At 71.7% G+C, this 17,993-nt stretch carries 16 protein-coding genes and 1 pseudogene; 7 read left to right on the forward strand and 10 right to left on the reverse strand.

Annotation, left to right across the window (positions count from 1 at the left end):
* Nucleotides 1–16 precede the first annotated feature (16 nt).
* The 3 genes from QU602_RS01925 to QU602_RS01935 all read left to right on the forward strand — a co-directional run bounded on the left by QU602_RS01925 (nucleotide 17) and on the right by QU602_RS01935 (nucleotide 2,016).
* Nucleotides 17–781, forward strand: a complete 765-nt coding sequence (locus QU602_RS01925; protein WP_308798465.1) for a polyprenol monophosphomannose synthase — start codon at nucleotides 17–19, stop codon at nucleotides 779–781.
* Nucleotides 782–1,156: 375 nt separating this feature from the next.
* Entirely contained in the window at nucleotides 1,157–1,507 is a 351-nt protein-coding gene (locus QU602_RS01930; protein WP_308798466.1) for a hypothetical protein, read from the forward strand.
* Nucleotides 1,504–2,016, forward strand: a complete 513-nt coding sequence (locus tag QU602_RS01935) for a hypothetical protein (RefSeq protein ID WP_308798467.1) — start codon at nucleotides 1,504–1,506, stop codon at nucleotides 2,014–2,016. The genes QU602_RS01930 and QU602_RS01935 overlap by 4 nt, the downstream gene beginning before the upstream one ends.
* Nucleotides 2,017–2,439: 423 nt before the next feature.
* Here the strand turns inward: QU602_RS01935 and QU602_RS01940 are convergent.
* Both QU602_RS01940 and QU602_RS01945 read right to left on the reverse strand, forming a co-directional pair.
* Nucleotides 2,440–3,672, reverse strand: a pseudogene (locus tag QU602_RS01940) (alpha-hydroxy acid oxidase); the annotation flags it as partial.
* Between the two features lie 33 nt (nucleotides 3,673–3,705).
* Nucleotides 3,706–4,425, reverse strand: a complete 720-nt coding sequence (locus tag QU602_RS01945) for a FadR/GntR family transcriptional regulator (RefSeq protein ID WP_308798468.1) — start codon at nucleotides 4,423–4,425, stop codon at nucleotides 3,706–3,708.
* A gap of 139 nt (nucleotides 4,426–4,564) precedes the next feature.
* Here QU602_RS01945 and QU602_RS01950 point away from each other — a divergent pair, with 139 nt between their 5' ends.
* Both QU602_RS01950 and QU602_RS01955 read left to right on the forward strand, forming a co-directional pair.
* The gene (locus QU602_RS01950) at nucleotides 4,565–4,717 is read left to right on the forward strand and encodes a hypothetical protein (protein ID WP_308798469.1); all 153 of its coding nucleotides are present in this window, start codon (nucleotides 4,565–4,567) and stop codon (nucleotides 4,715–4,717) included.
* A gap of 66 nt (nucleotides 4,718–4,783) precedes the next feature.
* Nucleotides 4,784–5,017: a hypothetical protein gene (locus tag QU602_RS01955; RefSeq protein WP_308798470.1), complete on the forward strand. Its 234-nt coding sequence runs from the start codon at nucleotides 4,784–4,786 to the stop codon at nucleotides 5,015–5,017.
* A gap of 6 nt (nucleotides 5,018–5,023) precedes the next feature.
* Here the strand turns inward: QU602_RS01955 and QU602_RS01960 are convergent, their stop codons facing one another.
* The 6 genes from QU602_RS01960 to QU602_RS01985 form a co-directional block, all read right to left on the reverse strand.
* The gene (locus QU602_RS01960) at nucleotides 5,024–5,980 is read right to left on the reverse strand and encodes an NYN domain-containing protein (protein WP_308798471.1); all 957 of its coding nucleotides are present in this window, start codon (nucleotides 5,978–5,980) and stop codon (nucleotides 5,024–5,026) included.
* Nucleotides 5,981–6,074: 94 nt separating this feature from the next.
* A complete protein-coding gene (locus tag QU602_RS01965; protein WP_308798473.1) occupies nucleotides 6,075–6,518 on the reverse strand; it encodes a DUF6157 family protein in 444 nt (147 codons plus the stop codon).
* A gap of 82 nt (nucleotides 6,519–6,600) precedes the next feature.
* A complete protein-coding gene (locus tag QU602_RS01970) occupies nucleotides 6,601–9,447 on the reverse strand; it encodes an RHS repeat protein (protein WP_308798474.1) in 2,847 nt (948 codons plus the stop codon).
* Between the two features lie 87 nt (nucleotides 9,448–9,534).
* Nucleotides 9,535–10,494, reverse strand: a complete 960-nt coding sequence (locus tag QU602_RS01975) for a serine hydrolase domain-containing protein (protein WP_308798476.1) — start codon at nucleotides 10,492–10,494, stop codon at nucleotides 9,535–9,537.
* Nucleotides 10,495–10,531: 37 nt separating this feature from the next.
* Nucleotides 10,532–11,458 (reverse strand): 2-hydroxyacid dehydrogenase, encoded by a 927-nt coding sequence (locus QU602_RS01980; protein ID WP_308798477.1) that lies wholly within the window; start codon nucleotides 11,456–11,458, stop codon nucleotides 10,532–10,534.
* Between the two features lie 297 nt (nucleotides 11,459–11,755).
* The gene (locus QU602_RS01985) at nucleotides 11,756–12,418 is read right to left on the reverse strand and encodes a TetR-like C-terminal domain-containing protein (RefSeq protein ID WP_308798478.1); all 663 of its coding nucleotides are present in this window, start codon (nucleotides 12,416–12,418) and stop codon (nucleotides 11,756–11,758) included.
* A 68-nt stretch (nucleotides 12,419–12,486) separates the two neighbouring features.
* Here QU602_RS01985 and QU602_RS01990 point away from each other — a divergent pair, with 68 nt between their 5' ends.
* Both QU602_RS01990 and QU602_RS01995 read left to right on the forward strand, forming a co-directional pair.
* The gene (locus QU602_RS01990; RefSeq protein ID WP_308798479.1) at nucleotides 12,487–12,981 is read left to right on the forward strand and encodes a pyridoxamine 5'-phosphate oxidase family protein; all 495 of its coding nucleotides are present in this window, start codon (nucleotides 12,487–12,489) and stop codon (nucleotides 12,979–12,981) included.
* A 27-nt stretch (nucleotides 12,982–13,008) separates the two neighbouring features.
* Nucleotides 13,009–13,584: a hypothetical protein gene (locus tag QU602_RS01995; RefSeq protein ID WP_308798480.1), complete on the forward strand. Its 576-nt coding sequence runs from the start codon at nucleotides 13,009–13,011 to the stop codon at nucleotides 13,582–13,584.
* Between the two features lie 558 nt (nucleotides 13,585–14,142).
* On the opposite strand, the gene QU602_RS02000 is transcribed toward QU602_RS01995, so the two are convergent.
* Together QU602_RS02000 and QU602_RS02005 are read right to left on the reverse strand one after the other, a co-directional pair.
* Nucleotides 14,143–15,591 (reverse strand): rhamnulokinase, encoded by a 1,449-nt coding sequence (locus QU602_RS02000; RefSeq protein WP_308798481.1) that lies wholly within the window; start codon nucleotides 15,589–15,591, stop codon nucleotides 14,143–14,145.
* A 307-nt stretch (nucleotides 15,592–15,898) separates the two neighbouring features.
* Complete coding sequence (locus tag QU602_RS02005; RefSeq protein WP_373692870.1) at nucleotides 15,899–17,935, reverse strand: bifunctional aldolase/short-chain dehydrogenase; 2,037 nt, start codon at nucleotides 17,933–17,935, stop codon at nucleotides 15,899–15,901.
* Nucleotides 17,936–17,993 lie beyond the last annotated feature (58 nt).

Here is a 17,993-nt window from a genome sequence, read left to right on the forward strand (position 1 = left end):
GGATACTATTCGAAGGATGCCCGGACCCCTCGTGGTGATTCCCACGTACAACGAGCGCGAGAACCTCGCCACGATCGTCGATCGTGTGCGCCGCGCTGCGCCCGAGGCATCCGTGCTGGTCGTCGACGACGCGTCGCCCGACGGGACCGGCCGCCTGGCCGACGAGCTCGCGGCCGCCGACGCGGCCGTGCATGTGATGCACCGCCCGGGAAAATCGGGCCTGGGAGCCGCGTACCTCGATGCGTTCGGATGGGCGCTCGCGCGCGGATATGACCCGATCGTGCAGCTGGACGCCGACGGGTCGCACCGTCCCGAGGAGCTGCCCGCGTTGCTCGCGGCGTTCGAGGGTACGGATGCCTCGGATGGGCCGGTCGACCTCGTGATCGGGTCGCGCTGGGCGCCGGGAGGCCGCATCGAGAACTGGCCGAAGCATCGCGAATGGCTGTCGCGCGGCGGCAGCGCGTACGTGCGGCGGATGCTGAGGCTGCCCACGCGTGACACGACGGCCGGCTACCGCGCCTTCCGCGCGGACGCCCTGCGGCGCATGGAACTCACCGACGTGCACACTCGCGGCTACGGATTCCAGGTCGACACGCTGTGGCACGCGCGCGAGGCGGGCCTCGGCATCGTCGAGGTGCCCGTCACGTTCGTCGAGCGTGAACGTGGCCGCTCGAAGATGAGCGTCGGCATCGTGCTCGAGGCCATGGGCAAGGTCACCGTCTGGGGACTGCGTTCGCGATTCGGCCGCGCGCGGCGGGTGCGCCCGTCACGAACGCCCTGAGCGGGCCGTCGCATGGCGGATCGTCGAGCGCGCGACGTCGCCCGCGTGCGGCCAGGGGTTGCGCGCGTCGAGGGGACTACACCTAGGGCCGTCGCTCGGGGCCGATGGGCTGAAGCGTGGCCCCTCCCGCGTATGCCAGTTCCGCCTCAAGTAAGGCGGAACTGGCATACGCGTATTGGCGGGTGGCGGGTGGCGGGTGGCGGGTGATGCGTGGCGGGTGGCGGGTGGCGGCTTGCGGGTGATGCGGGGCGGGTGGCGGGTGGCGGGTTGCGCGTGGCCCTCGGCCGACTCCTGGGTCCGATTGACGCGTGCAACCCCTTGCCGCAGACGGGCGACGTCGCGTAGACCGGAGGGGACGCTGGAGGAGGGTTCCGCATGGCGATCACGCTGAATGAGACGGCGCTCCGACACGCGAGATCGCTGGTCCGCGACGGCAAGGTGGTCCGCGACGAGCGGGATGCGTGGAGCGAGGACGCGCCGAGTGCGTCCGACGAGAACGCGTTCATCGAGCGCGAGGGTTGGACCGCGTTCCGGCACTGGCACCTCGGCATCGACGACGACGAGAACGACGAGACCAAACAGGCGTACTCGTTTCCCTACGGCGACTTCCACAAGGTGCATCGTTGCGCGGTGATCTCGCTCGAGAGCCGCGCCGGTCAGTACGACCACGACGAGATCCGCGATGCGGCGCGCAAACTGCTCGAACTCATCGACTCGGAGGGATGACCATGGCGAACAGCCGTGAGGAACGGAAGCGCGCGAAGGTCGCGATCCGCCATGCGAAGGCGGCCGAGAAGGAGGCGAAGCAGCTCGCGAAGGAGCTGCCCAAGGGCTCGGCGCGCACGCGCGTCCAGCTGCTCGTCACCGAGACCCGCGCGGTTCGCCGCGCGGCGAGCGCGGACCGGAAGCGCGCACCGGCCCGCGCCGCGAAGTCCGCCGAACGGGTGACCATCGTGCTCGATCAGATGGCCGGGCGGCTCGTTCCCGGTGCCGAGTCGATCAGCGTCCGCACGAGGCGGAAGGCCGATGCCGCGGCGAACGCGAAGCGCCGTTCGAAGCTGCTGAAGAAGCGCCGCAAGCAGGCGAAGAAGATCCAGGGCTGGGCGAAGAGCATCGCGGCCCGTACGGTCGTGCAGTCGGTCACGACGCCGACCGAGGCCGAGGCCGCGAAGGCCGACCGCGCCCGCGTTCGGCGCGCCCGCCGCGAGGACGGCCGCGCCGCGGCGGGCCGGTAGCGACCCTCGCCGCACGGTGAGGACACCATTCGTGCGCCGGCGGGCCGGTGAGGACGCTATTCGTGTACCGGCGGGCCGGTGAACGAACGAATGTCGTCCTCACGGAGATAGCGTGGACGAAAGGCGTCCTCACGGGTCGGGCGACCGTTCGAGGAGCCCGGCTGGGAACCTGGCGGGTCAGCCCTCGGCGGGCTCGACGACCGCCTGGACGGTCGTCTTGCCCGCGGCCTTCGCGGCGGCCGGCTTCTTCGGCGCGGCCTTCGCGGTCGTCGCCTTCGCGGTCGTCGCCTTCGCAGCGGTCGTCTTCCCGGTCCTCGCGTTCGACGCGGCGGACTTGGACGACCCGGTCGTCGCCGTCGCGCGCGGCGCACGCACGGTCTTCGGCTTCGCCGCGACCGCCTGCTCAGCGGCGGCCTGCACGGTGCGCGGCATGGGCTGCAGACGTGCGAGCTGTGTGACGTGCTGCGGGCCGAGCTCGTCGAGCGTCGACACCTCGAGCAGCTTCATGGTGCGCTCGATCTCGGTACGGAGGATCTGGATCGTCTTGTCGACGCCCCGGCGTCCGCCGGCCATCAGACCGTACAGGTACGCGCGGCCGATGAGCGTGAACCTCGCACCGAGGGCGACGGATGCCACGATGTCGGCGCCGTTCATGATGCCCGTGTCGACGTGCACTTCGAGGTCCTTGCCGACCTCGCGCGCCACGTCGGGCAGGAGGTGGAACGGGATCGGCGCACGGTCCAGCTGGCGGCCGCCGTGGTTCGACAGCACCACGCCGTCGACGCCACGGTCGGCGAGCAGCTTCGCGTCTTCGACCGTCTGCACGCCCTTGACGACGATCTTTCCCGGCCACATGCCGCGGATGATGTCGAGGTCGTCGAACGAGATCGTGGGGTCCATGGCGGAGTCCAGCAGCTCGCCGACCGTGCCGCCCGTCGAGGAGAGCGACGCGAACTCGAGCTTCGGGGTCGTCAGGAAGTTGATCCACCACGCGGGGCGCGGCAGCGCGTTGATGACGGTGCCGGGCGTGAGTTGCGGGGGAATGGAGAATCCGTTGCGCTTGTCACGGTGACGCGCACCGGCGACGGGCGTGTCGACGGTGAAGAACAGCGTGTCGAACCCGGCCGCCGCGGCGCGGCGCACCAGCCCGTACGAGATCTCGCGGTCGCGCATGACGTACAGCTGGAACCAGTTGCGACCCTGGGGATTGGCCGCCTTCACGTCCTCGATCGACGTCGTGCCGAGCGTCGAGAGCGTGAACGGGATGCCCGCGGCCCCCGCGGCGCCCGCGCCGGCGATCTCGCCCTCGGTCTGCATCATGCGCGTGAACCCGGTGGGGGCGATGCCGAACGGCAGCGAGCTCGGCCCGCCCAGGACCTCACGGCTCGTGTCGACGACGGGCACGTTGCGCAGGATCGACGGGTGGAACTCGACGTCCTGGAACGCCTGCCGGGCGCGGACGAGCGACAGCTCGCCCTCGGCGGCGCCCTCGGTGTAGTCGAACGGCGCCTTGGGCGTGCGGCGCTGCGCGATCGTGCGCAGGTCCCAGATCGTGAGCGCCTTCTCGAGGCGCCGGTCGGTCGGGTTCATCGTCGGCTTCTTGAACCGCATGAGCTCGGCGAGCTCTTTGGGGTTCGGGAACTGGCGCTTCACCATGGTGCGTGTGTCCTTCGGTCGGGGTTGAGTCGGTCAGTGCGAGTCGGGGAGCGTCTCGGCGTAGTAGCCCGAGATGTGGTGGCGGATGCGGGAGCGCGCGAGCGAGACATCCGCCGCCGTGATCGCGGCGACGACGCCGCGATGCTCATGCCGGAGGCGTGAGCACGTCGCGCCCCAGTCGGCGATGCGGTCGAGGCCGTCGAGCACGTAGGACTCGATGCCGCCGCGGAGGCCGGCCATCGTCGCGGTGATCACCTGGTTGCCGGATGCCTCGGCGAGCGCCAAATGGAACTGCGCGTCGAGCGCGAGGAACTCGGCGGGCGACAGCGATGGCGCGTCCATGGCGTCGAGCAGGGATTCGGCGATGACGAGGTCGGCCGCCGGCGAGGCCTCGGCGAGGTCACTCACGACCTGGGCCTCGAGGACGAGGCGTGTGCGGACGATGTCGGCCACGGGGAACCCGCGGGCGGCGACCTGCAGGCGCATGAGTGCGCTCATCGCGCCGCCCGGTGTGGCGATGATGATGGCGCCGGCGTTCGGGCCGGAGCCCGTGGCGGTGCGGATGAGTCCCATGGCCTCGAGCACGCGGAGCGCCTCACGCACGCTCGAGCGGCCCACGCCGAGCCCGGCCGACAGTGCACGTTCCCCGGGCAGGTGGTCGCCGGGGGAGAGCTCGCCCGCGAGCAGGCGGGACTCGACGTGCTCCAGCACGCTCTGCCAGGCCCGCGCGGGCGCGACGGAGGTCTCGGACATCGTCGGCCCCCCTCGCTGTGTGGTCAGACCACAGTAGCAGATGTGGTCCGACCACACAGGGCGCAACCCCTTTCGAGGGCCCGTCGCGTCGCGCAGACTGGGTGCTGATCACGAGACCGCACTGCGACAGGAGGCATACGTGAGCGACATCAACACCCCGCACGGGCGCGAAGGCGATCTCGAGGGGGACGAGAAGACGCCGGCCGACGAGATGTCGTCGTATGACATCGCCCCGCCGGCCGACGAGGACGCTCCGGCGGTGCCTGACGAGGACGGTACGGCCGACGAGTGACCTCAGTCGACGACTGACATGAGTGTCGCTCTTCCGTTTTGGCCGGTGCTACGGCACGCTTGACGCATGAGCGGATACGGCGAACACCCTGCACCTCAGAACGACGAATCGAGCGGCTCGCGCGCGCTCGGCGGCCGCGTCGGCGCCACGATCATGGCACTCACACCATTCGTGGCGCTCGTGCTGTTCCTGATCTTCGGCTTCGGGCTCGGCGCGTGGGCTTGGGCGTGGGTGTGGTTCCTGCTGATCCCCGTCGTGGGCATCATCATCTACGGCCCCGGATCGAGCCGTCGAGGCTAGCCGCGCTCAGTTCTTCTTCGGGTGCACGCGGATCCGGTTGCCGGCTTCGTCGAGCTCGATCGCGCCCGCGCGTGAGCGCACGAAGTCGGTGAACGAGCCGAAGCCGAGCTTGCGCTCCTGAAACGACGGGTCCATGCGCTGCATCTGCGACTTCACCGCTCCGGTCGGCTGCCACTCCTGATCGTTCTTCGCACGGAGCAGCTCGAGCGACTTGAGCAGCAGGCGGCCCGGGTTGCGTGACGGCGGGGTGGGCGACGTAACGGATGCCCCGTCGGTCACGGATGCCTCGGACGGGGCTTCGGCTTCGGCTGCGACCTCGGCGTCCGCCCGGCGCTGCCGCGCACGCGCGGGACGCGTGGGTGCCTCGTCCTCGTCGACCGCCGCATCGGTGGTGAGCAGCGCGTCGTAGTCGGCGAACTCGTCGCACGCGGCCGCGAGCGCGCGGCTCGTGCCGCCCGCGACGCCGATGCCGACGACGTACCGGCCGAGGCGCTTGGCCTTCTGGGCGAGCGGCACGTAGTCGGAGTCGCCCGCGACGATCACGATGTGCGTGAGGTCGTCGAGCCGGAACAGGTCTTCGACGGCGTCGACCGCGAGCCGGATGTCCGCGCCGTTCTTCATGGACGCGACGAGCGGGAAGAGCTGCACGAGGTCGACCGCGCGGTCGATCAGCTGGCCGCGGTAGCTGGCGTTGACCGGCGTCGACCAGTCGGCGTAGGCGCGGGCCAGGGCGATCGTGCCGAACGTGGCGGCGAAGTCGAGCACGGCGTCGATGTCGACGGTGGCCTCGAGTAGGCGGGCGGCGGTCTGCGTGCCCGCGGCGGGGGCCTTGCCGCGTGCGAGGTTGCGGCGGTAGGCGCCGTCGCCGTGCAGCTGGTCGTAGCGCGAGATGACGATGTTGTCGAAATCGAAGTAGAGCGCGACGCGCGGCTCGGATGGGTTGGGTGCTGCTGGGGTCGCCATGCCTTGAGCCTACGCCGGCGGGGTGTTGGGCGGTGGGAGGCCGGTCGGGCGCGGGCTCGACGGTGGCGCCCGGTTCGAGCTGAGCCGAGTGCGGTCAGCCCGCGATGAGCTCGCGCTCGTGCAGCGCCTCGTGCACGGCCACCGGGGTGCCGTCGGGTGCGATGCCGGCGGCGAGCGACTCGTACTCGGGCGTGCCGACCGCGTAGATCGCGACGCGGCCGTCGTGGTCGGCGTGGATGCCCCAGCCGTACCGGCGCGCGAGCTCGCTCGATCTGAGGCACGCCTGCGGCCGGGCGAAGAACTCGGCGCGCACCTGCCGGCGCGCGATCTTGGGCAGCCGGCGCAGGTCGGCCCACACGGTGAAGATCACGTCGGACGCGCGCCAGCGGTACGGATGCTCCGCGATGAGCTCGAACGTCGCCGAGGCGACCGACGGCGCGTCGGCGGGCGGCACCTGGCCGCCCCATGCCGACGAACCCCGTGCCGCCGAATCGGGCGACACGGTGATGAACGTGTCTCGATAGTCGACGGCTTCCATGGCCTCAACCTACGTTCGACCACCGACATCGCGCACCGGTCTTGACGACGCGATGGTTTCAGCAAATATGAACAGCGGGTGCTCAGACCTCGTGACCCGATGCACGGTGCTGGTACTTCCAGCGAACGCCCCAGCCGAAGAAGTGGTTGTCCCACATGATGAAGCCCTCCTTGTCAAGGTACTGATACCCCGGGACATAGACGACTGTCTTGTTTGCGCCTCTCGGATAGAGCCACTCCTGGCCGTTGGCGTTGCTCTGCTGGGACGATTCGAGGATCTTCGCGATACTGTCGCGCTCGTTGCGGACCTGGGTGGTCAGGGCGCGGCTCTGCCACATCGCCGCGAAGGCATCGGCCGCCACGACATTGCGCATCCGCTTCCCGAGGCCGCTGTCCACGTGCACCTTCTTGGCGCCCATGTTCTTGCCGTAGTCGAGCTGGTTCGGCCGCACCTGTTGCGATGGTTCCCAGTCCTTCACCATGTTGTCGAACTTCTCGAGCTCGGCCCGGTGGCCGCTGTACGTCCAGCCTGGTTCGCTCGTGCGGAGATCTTCGACGATCCGGTCGTTCAGGCTCCGCGCGAGATCACGGCGGTCGGCCGTGATCCCGAACTTCGAGAGCTTGTCCTGTCCTTGCTTCGCGATCCGCCCGGCCCACTCGACCAGGTGCCTGGCTTCGTTCTCGGCGACGCCTGGGCCCAGCGCGAGGGTCCGGTTGATGTCGACGCGGGTGAGGGCGCGGGCGCCGATGCCGGCGATCGCGGTGGCGGCGCCTGCGCCGACGCTGGTTGCGCCGAGGATCAGGGCGGTCTGGTCGTCGAGGAACTCGGGCATGAAGACGTCGACGGTGTCGAGCACGGTGGCGGTCAGGTCGTAGGCGGCGACGATGCCGGTGCCGAGGAGGACGGCTTTGGTGCCGATCGTCATGGCCCCGATGGATGAGGCCGTCGCCACGGCGCTGATCGCCGTGCCGAACCCGGTCAGGGCGAGGGCGAGGCCGACGCCGGCGAGGAGGGCTTTCCCCCAGTCGGGTAGGTCGGGGATGCGGCCGGTGGGGTCGGCGAGCGTGATGGGGTTGAGTGCGGCGTAGTGGTAGCGGTTGTGCTGCGGTTCGGGGTCGACGCTGGTCAGCCGCATGGTCGCGGGGTCGTAGGTGCGGACCTGCAGGTGTTGGGTGCCGGTGGGGTTGGTGTACTCACCCGCGTATTGGAACGGGTTGCGGTGCGCGTCGCCGACCAGCGGGCCGGCGTCGTGCTCGTCGTCGGTGTGCTGCCTCGTCGTGGTGACGCCGTAGTCGGTGTAGTCGTAGCTGGTCGTCACGTTCGCGTCGGGGCCGGTCAGCTCGGTGACGTTGCCGTGGAAGTCGGCCTCGGAGAACACGGTCGACGCTGGGCTGCCGAGGGTGCGGGCATGCCGGCCGACACCGAGCAGGTAGGCGGCGGTGCCGGATGCCTCGGGGCTGGTGTGCGTGTCGTTGAGGAGGGTGGTGCCGTCCCAGTGGAACACCGTCGCCGCGGTGGTGTCGTCTTGGGTGTGGGTGGCGCGTTGGCCGCTGGCCCAGTAGCCGGTGCGGATCGTGACCCCGTCCGGGGTGGTCTCGGTGACGGGCTGGTTGGTCGCGTCGTACGTGTACCGGGTGCCGTCCAGCGCGAGCGTGAGCCGGTCGAACCCGTCGTAGGTGTACGCGGTGGTCGTCGCGGGTGTACCGGTGTCGGGGCCGTCGGTGGTGGGGTCGGGTCGGGTGTCGGTGCGGGTGAGCAGCAGCCCCAACCCATCGAACTCGGACACCACCGTGCTCGACCCATCCGTGACCGCCGTGACATACCCACCAGCACCCGCGGTCACCGCCGAACCAGACCCCGCCGAATCGGCCACACCCGAACCGGCCACGGCCGAACCAGACACCGCCGAACCGGCCACGGCCGGCACCTGCTGCGCGGGCCACCCCGACGCGAGCCCGGCCTGCGCGGTCCACTGCCTGGCCGACAGCTCGGCCCCGGTGGCCTGCTCGATCACCCGGACCCGGTCCACCGCGGTCTGCCCATCGACCAGGGCCTGCCAGGACACCTCGGTCGCCGCACCGGCCACCGCCGTGATCGTCTTCACCAGCCCGGCCGGCGTGTACCCGACCCGCACCCGCCCGCCCGTGGCATCCACCACCGCGGACACCCGGCCACCGTCCACCTCGACCGCGCCCGTCACCTGCGACGCACCCGCACCGGTCACCACCTGCACCCGCCCCGGATCCGACCAATCCAGGGTCGTCGTCACGCCCGAGACATCCGTCGCCCGCACCAGCCGGTGACCCGGCTCCCACGACCAATCCGACCGGTTGTCGTTCGCGTCCAGCCGCACCACCGGATCGCCTTCCGCGCTGAAGAACGTGCGCACCCCACCCAACTCGACCAGCTCGAACGCCGCATCCACCGCACCCCGCGACCCATCAGCGCTGGCCGGCACCTGCACATGACCCTGCCGGAACACCACATCGCCGAGCAGATACCCCTCGAGCCCGCTCGGCACCGACGCGTTCGCCACGAACACCCCACCCGACGCCGGCGACACCCGCATTCCACCCTCGGTGTCGACCTTCGCGACCCCCGCCACCGACCAGCCCTCGCCGAGCCCCGACCGGTCCACGCCAGCCGCCCGCGAATCCCACCCCAACGACACCCCCGCCACCGGCAACGCGAACGAGAACGCCCCCGACCGCGGATCGATCATGCCCTCGACCCCATCACCCAACGCGAACCCACCCAGCACCGCCTGCTCAGCGCTGTCAGGCCTCTCCGCAGCCTCGGCCCACGACGGCGACACCACACCACCAGTGAGCACCGCACCACACGCCACCACGCCCACCACAGCCAGCACGACACGAACCCGCGCGGGATGCGGCATGCGCATGGACGACGAGTCGAATATCCGAGTCATGCATGATAGTATACAGGTTACCCGGCGATCATACCGACCAGTCCACAGCCGGCGACACCCGGCGAGGTCGACGCCCCGCCGCGCACATCAGCGCCCCGCGGCCACCGCGTTGTGCAGCTGGTCGGCGTCGACTCCCGGCCGGTCGAGGCGGTTGGTGAGCAGCACGAAGCACACGCCGAGCGACGGCGTGATCCAGAACTCGGTGCCCGACCAGCCGGCGTGACCGTACGTGTCGTGCGCGAGCAGGCCGGGCGCGGCGTGCCGCACGTTCCAGGTGAAGCCCCAATCCTGACCGCGCTCGGCCGGGTACGGGTCGAGCTTCGGAAGCCCCGCCGTCAGCGGGCGTCGCATCGCCTCGACCGTGAGCGGCGACACGACCGCCCCGTCGTCGCGGAGCAGCGCAGACCCCAGTGCGAGCAGGTCCGACGCCCGGCCGAACAGCCCGGCGCCCGGGTGCCGCAACCCCCTGAACCGGTTCCAGTCGAGGCCGGCCTCGGCGGCGTCCACCGGAGCGTGCCGGCTCGCCTCGGCGTCGAACGTCAGCCCCGAGGCATCCGCTCGCCTCGCGACCTCGGCGACGCGCTTTTCCCACGGCGACCCGCTCGCGTGCTCGATGAGTGCCGCGACGCCCTCGAATGCGATGGTCGAGTACCGCGAGACGGTGCCGGCCGCGAAGTCGCGGCCGGCCGCGACGAGCGCGGCGCGGAGCCCCGGTGCGTCGATCGCGGGCTCGGCGATGCCCGACGTGTGGCTCACGAGATGGCGCAGCTGCACCACGTCGTCGCGGCCCGCGCCGAACCCGGGGACCGCGGCCGCGAGCGGCGTCGTCGCCGTGAGCCGGCCCTCCTCGACGAGCGTGAGCGCGGCGAGGCCGACGACCGGCTTGGTGACCGAGAACAGCGGGTAGTGATCGTCGGCGGATGCCTCGCCGAACGCGTCGAGCGCGACGACGCCGTCTGCGGTCGCGATGCCGAGCACCGCCGTGGGCAGGCGGCCGTCGGCGACGTGACGGCGGGCCCAGTCGAAGGCGTGATCGAAGGCGGGCATGCGGTCCTCCGCGGGTGGGCGATTCGGTGGGTGGGCGTCAGGAACGATAGACGACGTTGAGCGGCTCCTCGCCGCGGAGCATCCGCTCGACCTGGCGGCGCACGAGCCGCGCCATGCGCGGCATCATCGCGCTCGTCGCGCCCCCGACGTGCGGCGAGATGAGCACGTTCGGCAGGGCGAAGAGCGCGTGGCCCTCGGGCAGCGGCTCGGGCTCGGTGACGTCCACCGCGAAGCGCAGCCGACCTGAGGTCGCCTCGGCGAGGATCGCGTCGGTGTCGGCGACCCTGCCGCGCGCGATGTTCACCACGAGTGCGCCATCGGGCAGCGCGGCCAGGAACTCAGCATCGACGAGCCCGGCGGTGTCGTCGGTGAGCGGCACGCCGACGATCACGATCTCGGCGCTCGGCAGCAGCTCGGCGAGCTCGTCGATGCCGTGGATCCGGCCGCGCTCGTCGTCGCGGGCACGGCTCGCCACGCGCGTGAGCTCGACCTCGTAGCCGTCGAGGCGGTCCTCGATCGCGCGCCCCACGCCGCCATAGCCGACGAGCAGTACACGGCGGTCGGCGAGGCTCGCGTGCCGCGCGGGCGCCCAGCGGCCCTCGGAAGCGGCCCGCACGAAGTCGGGCAGGCCGCGCTGTGCGGCGAGCGTGAGTGCGACGGCCAGCTCAGCGGTGGACGCCTCGTGCACCGAGGCGGCGTTCGCGAACAGGTGGCCGGGCGGCAGGTTGGCGGGGACGTCGTCGTAGCCGATGCTCTGCGACTGCACGAGCCGGGTCGCGACGCCCTCGAGGGCGCCGAGTCGCTGCGAGGCGCCCATGTACGGCGGCACGACGAGGTCGATCGTGCCGGTGGGGGCGGGGGACTCGAAGTCCCAGAGGACGACCTCGACGCCGTCGGGCAGATCGCCGACCGCGGCACGCAGGGTCTCACCGGGCAGGGACACGACGAGGTGCGAATCGCTCATCCCGCCATCCTCTCAGAGGGTCGGCGCCGGTTCGGGCGCGGCGGCGGGCCGGTGTCCGCGGTCGTGTTGGGCGTTCCGCTCTCTTGCGCGCCAGTTCTGCACGCCCGCGCCAGCACTGATGGCGCGGGCGTGCAGAAGTGGCGCAGCGGACGCGGACGGGTGGGACGGAGCATCCGACCTCGTCGGCTGGCGGGGTCGGCCGGGGTCGGCTGGGGTCGGCTGGGGTCAGGCCGGGTCGGGCTGGGTGGTGGCGCGCCGTGCCGGGTCGTGCCGGGTTGGGCGGTGCTGGGCGGGCACTCAGGGCAGTTGCGCGACCTGGGCGCGGACGATGAGCTCGGCGATGGCTGCCGCGTCGGCCGGATGCTCCGCGATCTGGTCGAACCCGTGCAGCAGACCGTCGACGGCGAGCGAGGCGATGCCGTGGCTCATGGCGCACAGCTGCAGGAACGCCGTCTCGACGTCGCCGCCGATCTCACCGTTCGCGTGCACCTCGGCGACGAGCGCGCGCAGGCCGCCGAGTGCGGCCAGCCGTGCCCGGTCGAGCGTCGCATCGCCGTCGGGGGGCGTGGGCGTGCGGAACATGGCGTCGTAGTGCGCCGGATGCCGCCGCGCGAACGCGACGAACTCGAGCGCGTCGGCGATCAGCCGCTCGCGGCCGGGGAGGTTCGCGGCGCGCTCCTGGGCTGTGCACATCTCGTCGTCGAGGAGGCTGAGGCCCTCGAGTGCGAGGGCACGGACCATGCCGTACCGGCTGCCGAAGAAGTGGGTCGGTGCGGCGTGGGAAAGGCCGGCGCGGCGGGCGACCTCGCGCAGGCCGACATTGCCGACGCCCTGCTCGAGCGCGAGCTCTTCGAGCGCACGGAGCAGGGCGGCGCGGCCGGGGGAGCCGGTCGAGCTGGTCTCGCCGGGTTCGAGGCGGCTGCCGCTCGGCGCGGACGTGGTGATCTCGGTACTTGACAATGTAAAGCCGCCTCCCGTAGGGTTCTTTACATTGTAAAGCCTTGACAATGTAAAGCGAGGAATCGATCATGGTCGACATCAGCAGCGACGAGGTCTGGCAGGCCATCGCGAAGGAGTGCTTCATCGTCGTCGGCATGGTGTCCGCACGCGGCGAGGCCCGCACGGCCGGCGTCATGCACCACGTCCATGACGGCGTGCTCTGGTTCACGACGAACGACCGGGAATGGAAGGCGCGGCACATCGCCGCGAACCCCGGCGTCTCGGTGACGGTGCCGATCGCGAAGCGCGTGCCGTTCATGCCGTGGATCACGGTGCCGGCCGCCACCATCACGTTCAGCGGCGTCGCCGAGACGGTGCCGGCCGGCGCGCTGCACCCCGACGTGCGGCATGCGCTCCTGCACGGCCTCGACGTCACCGACGGCGACGAGCGCGGCGCACTCGTGGGCGTCGGCATCCGCCCGGTCGGCGACTTCGTGACCTACGGCGTCGGCGTGCCGATCCTCGCGATGCGCGACACGGAGCGGGCGCGCGGGCGGGCGCCCGTGGCATCCGTCATGGTCTGAGATCGCCGCGCTGCTACGGTTGCGCCCATGGAAGACGGGGCGGCAGTCGACGCGGGCACGCCGCGCGAACGCGGGGGAGCGGTGCGTCGCCGATCGGACCGGCGTGAGACCCGACCCGTCGGCGAGCGCGCCGAAGCACTCAAAGAGCGGGTCTACGCGACGTTCACGGGGCTCGCGATCGTGCTCGTGCAGTGGGGCAATGTCGAGCATCTCGATGCGTCGCGGGCGACGTACGCACTGCTCATCGGCATCTTCGGCATCACGGTCGCCGGGTTCGTCGCCGACGTGATCGCGCACATGTCGGTGCACGCCGCGTTCCCGAACGGGGCGGAGCTCGGCCGAATGCTGCGCATCGCGGGAACGGCGCTCGCGTCCGCGTTCGTGCCCGTCGTGCTGCTCGTGCTGGCCTGGGCCGACGTGATCGGCCTCGAACCCGCGCTGCGCAGCGCGAGCATCGTGTACCTGGCGACGCTCGCCGTGATCGGCTACTTCGCGGTGCGCCGCACGCGGCTGGGCTGGTGGCAGCAGGTCGTCGCGCTCGCGATCCTCGTCGCACTCGGCGGGCTGGTCATCGTGCTGCAGCAACTCGCGCACGAGCACTGACGGCGCTGACGGGCTCCGGCTCGCGGCGCGGTGTCGGCCCGGGCGTGCAGCCGCCGACTGTGCTGCGCCGGGTGCGTGACTCCGGTGCGCTACGCCGGTGCGTGACTCCGGTGCGCGAGGTCGCGCGAATCGTCGTTGTGCGTGCTGGCAGAGATGCGAGCGCGCGACACGGGTTCGCACGGGTATACGTATCGACGGTTACGTCGCGACGTGGGCGCGCTCTGCGCGACAGGGCGGCAGGGCGCCGGGGCGGCAGGGCGACACGGTGGCGGCGCGGCGGCAGTGCGGCAGGGCGGCAGGGCGGGAGAGCGCCGGGGCGGCAGTGCGGCGGCGCGGCGGCGCGGCAGTGCGGCAGGGCGGCGGCGCGGCAGGGCGGCAGGGCGGCGCGGCGGCAGGGCCGCAGGGCGGCACGCTGGCGGGGCGGCACGGCGGTACGGCAGGGCGGGAGGGCGCCGGAGCGACACGGTGGCGGCGCGGCGGCGCGGCAGGGCGGCACGGCCGCAGGGCGACCGGCCCGCGCCGGGCGCGGGCACGTCACGCGCGCGGCCCGCGCCGGCGTCAGCGGGTGGCCGGGACGTACCGTTTCGGCTCGAACGCGCGGGCGACGATCGCGCGCAGCGACTCGAGGTCGCCCGCCGCGAAGCCCGCCGCGCGCGCCTGCACGAGCACATTGCCGATCGCAGTCGCCTCGACCGGGCCCGCGAGCACGGGGATGCCGGACCGATCGGCCGTGCGCTGGCACAGCAGCTCGTTGAGTGCGCCGCCGCCGACCACGTGGATCGTCTCGACGTCGACACCCGACAGGATCGACGCGTCGCGGACCGCGCCCGCGAACGCCTCGGCGAGGCTCTCGACGATGGACCGGGCGAACTCGGCCCGGCTCTGCGGGGCGCGGACGCCGCGCTCGGCGCACCACTCCGCGATGCGTCCGGGCAGGTCGCCCGGTGCCATGAACCGCGGATCGTTCGCGTCGAAGACCGTGACCTCGCCGGTCACCGCGGCCGCCTGCGCGAGCAGCTCGGGCAGGTCGATCGTCTCGCCGCCGCGCTCCCACCAGCGCAGCGACTCCGACAGCAGCCACAGCCCCATGACGTTGTGCAGGAACCGCACACGCCCGTCGACGCCGCCCTCGTTCGTGAAGTTCGCCTCGCGCGCGGCATCGCTCGTCACGGGCGCTTCGAGCTCGACGCCCACGAGGCCCCACGTGCCGCACGAGATGTACGCCGCGGACTCGGCCCGCATGGGCACCGCGACGACCGCCGACGCGGTGTCGTGCGAGCCCACCGCGACGACGTCGAGCCCCTCGGGCGCGCCCAGGTCGGCCGCGACCGCTGGTCGCAGGCCGCCGAGCGAGTCGCCGGGCGAGACGAGCCGCGGCAATACGGATGCCTCGAGCCGCAGCCGTTCGATGAGCTCGTGATCCCACTCTCCGGTCTCGACGCCGAGCAGCCCGGTCGTCGACGCGTTCGTGCGTTCGGCGACCTTCGAGCCCGTCAGTTGGAAGCCGATGAGGTCGGGGATCAGCAGGAGGGAGTCGGCCAGCCCGAGGCATCCGTCGCCGTCGCGCTCGGCCGCGAGCTGATAGACCGTGTTGAACGGCAGGAACTGCAGTCCGTTGCGCCGGTACAGCTCGGCGAACGGCACGACGCGGTGCACGCCGTCGACCGCGGCCTCGTTGCGCTCGTCGCGGTAATGGAACGGCTCGCCGAGCAGGCGCTCGCCGCGGAGCAGCCCGTAGTCGACCGCCCACGAGTCGACGCCGATCGACGCCACGGCGGGCTCGCGCCGGAACGCATCGGCGAGGCCGCGCGTGAGGTCACGGTAGAGCCCGGTGAAGTCCCAGTGCAGGCCGGACGCGAGCCGCACCGGCCCGTTCGGGAACCGTGCGACGTGGTCGAGCTCGAGCGTGCCGCTCGCGCCGTCGACGTACCCGACGATGACCCGCCCGCTCGTCGCCCCGAGATCGACCGCCGCGACCGCGCCCGCGCCGCCGCGCGCCCCGCTCATCGGAGCCCCTTGGCGCGCTCGTCGGCCGCCCCAACGCTGTCGAAAGTGGGTGTGCGACCGGGTGGTGGGTTGGCGCCCGCGCGGGGGCGACTTCCAACCCACTGTCGGTGGCGTGACCCACCTTTTGCGGCGCCGGCGGCACCCGTGCCAACGCCGCGGAAAGTGGGTGTGCGACTGGATGGTGGGTTGGCGCCCGCGCGGGGGTGACTTCCAACCCGCCGTCGGGGTGCGGTCACATTTCTCGCGGCGGTCGCGGCGGTCGCGGCGGTCGCGGCGGTCGCGGCGGTCGCGGCGGCGAAGCGCGCGCTCATCGGAGGAAGGCGGCGGCGACGCCGGCGTCGACGGGGACGTGGAGTCCGGTGGTGTGGCTGAGCTCGGGGCCGGTGAGCACGAACACGGCGTTCGCGACGTGCTCGGGGAGCACCTCGCGCTTCAGGATCGTGCGCTGGGCGTAGAACTTGCCGAGATCCTGCTCGTCGATGCCGTACGTCTTCGCCCGGTTGGCGCCCCAGCCGGCGGCGAAGATGCCCGAGCCGCGGACGACGCCGTCGGGATTGATGCCGTTGACCCGGACGCCGTACTCGCCGAGCTCGACCGCGAGCAGTCGTACCTGGTGCGCCTGATCGGCCTTCGTCGCCGAGTAGGCGATGTTGTTCGGGCCTGCGAACACCGAGTTCTTGGACGAGATGTAGATGATGTCGCCGCCGAGGTTCTGGTCGATGAGCACGCGCGCGGCGGCCTTCGACACGAGGAACGAGCCCTTCGCCATGACGTCGTGCTGCAGATCCCAGTCGGCCTCGGTGGTCTCCAGCAGCGGCTTCGACAGCGAGAGGCCCGCGTTGTTCACGACGAGGTCGAGCCCGCCGAATGCCAGCACGGCCTCGTCGATCGCGGCCTGCACCTGCGAGGCATCCGTCACGTTCGCGGCGACGCCGATGGCGACGTCGCTGTTGCCCAGCTCGGCCGCGGCGGCCTGCGCCTTCTCGAGGTCGAGGTCCGCGATGACGACGCACGCGCCCTCGGCCGCGAGGCGGGTCGCGATGGCCTTGCCGATGCCGGAGGCGGCACCCGTGACGAGCGCGATGCGCGTCGCGTGCGTCTTCGGCTTCGGCATGCGCTGGAGCTTGGCCTCCTCGAGCGCCCAGTACTCGATGCGGAACTTCTCCTCGTCGCTGATCGGCGCGTAGGTCGAGACCGACTCGGCGCCGCGCATGACGTTGATCGCGTTGACGTAGAACTCGCCGGCCACGCGCGCGGTCTGCTTGTTGGCGCCGAAGCTGAACATGCCCACGCCGGGGATCAGCACGATGGCCGGGTCGGCGCCGCGGATCGCGGGGGAGTCCTCGGTCGCGTAGGCGTCGTAGTAGGCCTGGTAGTCGGCGCGGTACGCCTCGTGCAGCTCCTTCAGGCGCGCGATCGAGTCTTCGACGGATGCCTCGGCCGGGAGGTCGAGCACGAGCGGCTTGACCTTCGTGCGCAGGAAGTGGTCGGGGCAGCTCGTGCCGAGCGCGGCGAGGTGCGCGAGCTTCTCGCGGCTCAGGAACTCGAGCACGACGTCGGCGTCGGTGAAGTGGCCGACCTGCGGCTTGTCGTACGAGGCGAGCCCACGGATGGTCGGCGCGAGCGCGGCGGCCTTCGCGCGGCGCTCGGCCGGGGGCAGCGGTTCGAAGCCGGGCACCACCGGGCCGAACGGCTCGGCCGCGCCGTGCTCGGCGAGGTACGCCGCGGCGGTGTCGATGATCCAGAGCGAGTTGCGCTCGGACTCCTCCGACGTGTCACCCCACGCCGTGATGCCGTGGCCGCCGAGGATGCAGCCGATCGCCTGGGGGTGCTGCGCCTTGATCTCGGCAATGTCGAGGCCGAGCTGGAAGCCGGGGCGGCGCCACGGCACCCACACGACCTTGTCGCCGAAGATCTTGGCGGTGAGCTCTTCGCCGTCGGCCGCGGTCGCGATGGCGATGCCCGAATCGGGGTGCAGGTGGTCGACGTGCGCGGCGTCCACGAGGCCGTGCATGGCCGTGTCGATCGACGGGGCCGCGCCGCCCTTGCCGTGCAGGGTGTACTCGAACGCCGCGACCATCTCGTCTTCGCGCTCGAGACCCGGGTAGACGTTCACCAGGTCGCGCAGGCGGTCGAGGCGCAGCACCGCGAGGCCCGACTCCTGCAGCGTGCCGAGGTCGCCGCCCGAGCCCTTGACCCACATGAGCTCGACGGGCTCACCCGTCACCGGGTCGGTCTCGGTGCCCTTGGCCGACGTGTTGCCGCCGGCGTAGTTCGTGTTCTTCGGGTCGGCGCCGAGGCGGTTCGACCGTGCGATGAGGTCGGCGGCAGCGGGGTTCGTCATCACGTGTCCTTCGTCGGAGCGGGCGGCACCTGAGCGCCGGTGGTGTTACAAGATGTCA

The sequence above is a fragment of the Agromyces protaetiae genome (assembly GCF_030866785.1).
GTDB classification, from domain to species: Bacteria; Actinomycetota; Actinomycetes; order Actinomycetales; family Microbacteriaceae; genus Agromyces; species Agromyces silvae.

Coding starts and splice junctions, on each gene's coding strand:
- QU602_RS01925 (WP_308798465.1), top strand. CDS start 17: ATGCCCGGACCCCTCGTGGTGATTCCCACGTACAACGAGCGCGAGAAC.
- QU602_RS01930 (WP_308798466.1), top strand. CDS start 1,157: ATGGCGATCACGCTGAATGAGACGGCGCTCCGACACGCGAGATCGCTG.
- QU602_RS01935 (WP_308798467.1), top strand. CDS start 1,504: ATGACCATGGCGAACAGCCGTGAGGAACGGAAGCGCGCGAAGGTCGCG.
- QU602_RS01945 (WP_308798468.1), bottom strand. CDS start 4,425: ATGTCCGAGACCTCCGTCGCGCCCGCGCGGGCCTGGCAGAGCGTGCTG.
- QU602_RS01955 (WP_308798470.1), top strand. CDS start 4,784: ATGAGCGGATACGGCGAACACCCTGCACCTCAGAACGACGAATCGAGC.
- QU602_RS01960 (WP_308798471.1), bottom strand. CDS start 5,980: ATGGCGACCCCAGCAGCACCCAACCCATCCGAGCCGCGCGTCGCGCTC.
- QU602_RS01965 (WP_308798473.1), bottom strand. CDS start 6,518: ATGGAAGCCGTCGACTATCGAGACACGTTCATCACCGTGTCGCCCGAT.
- QU602_RS01970 (WP_308798474.1), bottom strand. CDS start 9,447: ATGACTCGGATATTCGACTCGTCGTCCATGCGCATGCCGCATCCCGCG.
- QU602_RS01975 (WP_308798476.1), bottom strand. CDS start 10,494: ATGCCCGCCTTCGATCACGCCTTCGACTGGGCCCGCCGTCACGTCGCC.
- QU602_RS01980 (WP_308798477.1), bottom strand. CDS start 11,458: ATGAGCGATTCGCACCTCGTCGTGTCCCTGCCCGGTGAGACCCTGCGT.
- QU602_RS01990 (WP_308798479.1), top strand. CDS start 12,487: ATGGTCGACATCAGCAGCGACGAGGTCTGGCAGGCCATCGCGAAGGAG.
- QU602_RS01995 (WP_308798480.1), top strand. CDS start 13,009: ATGGAAGACGGGGCGGCAGTCGACGCGGGCACGCCGCGCGAACGCGGG.
- QU602_RS02000 (WP_308798481.1), bottom strand. CDS start 15,591: ATGAGCGGGGCGCGCGGCGGCGCGGGCGCGGTCGCGGCGGTCGATCTC.
- QU602_RS02005 (WP_373692870.1), bottom strand. CDS start 17,935: ATGACGAACCCCGCTGCCGCCGACCTCATCGCACGGTCGAACCGCCTC.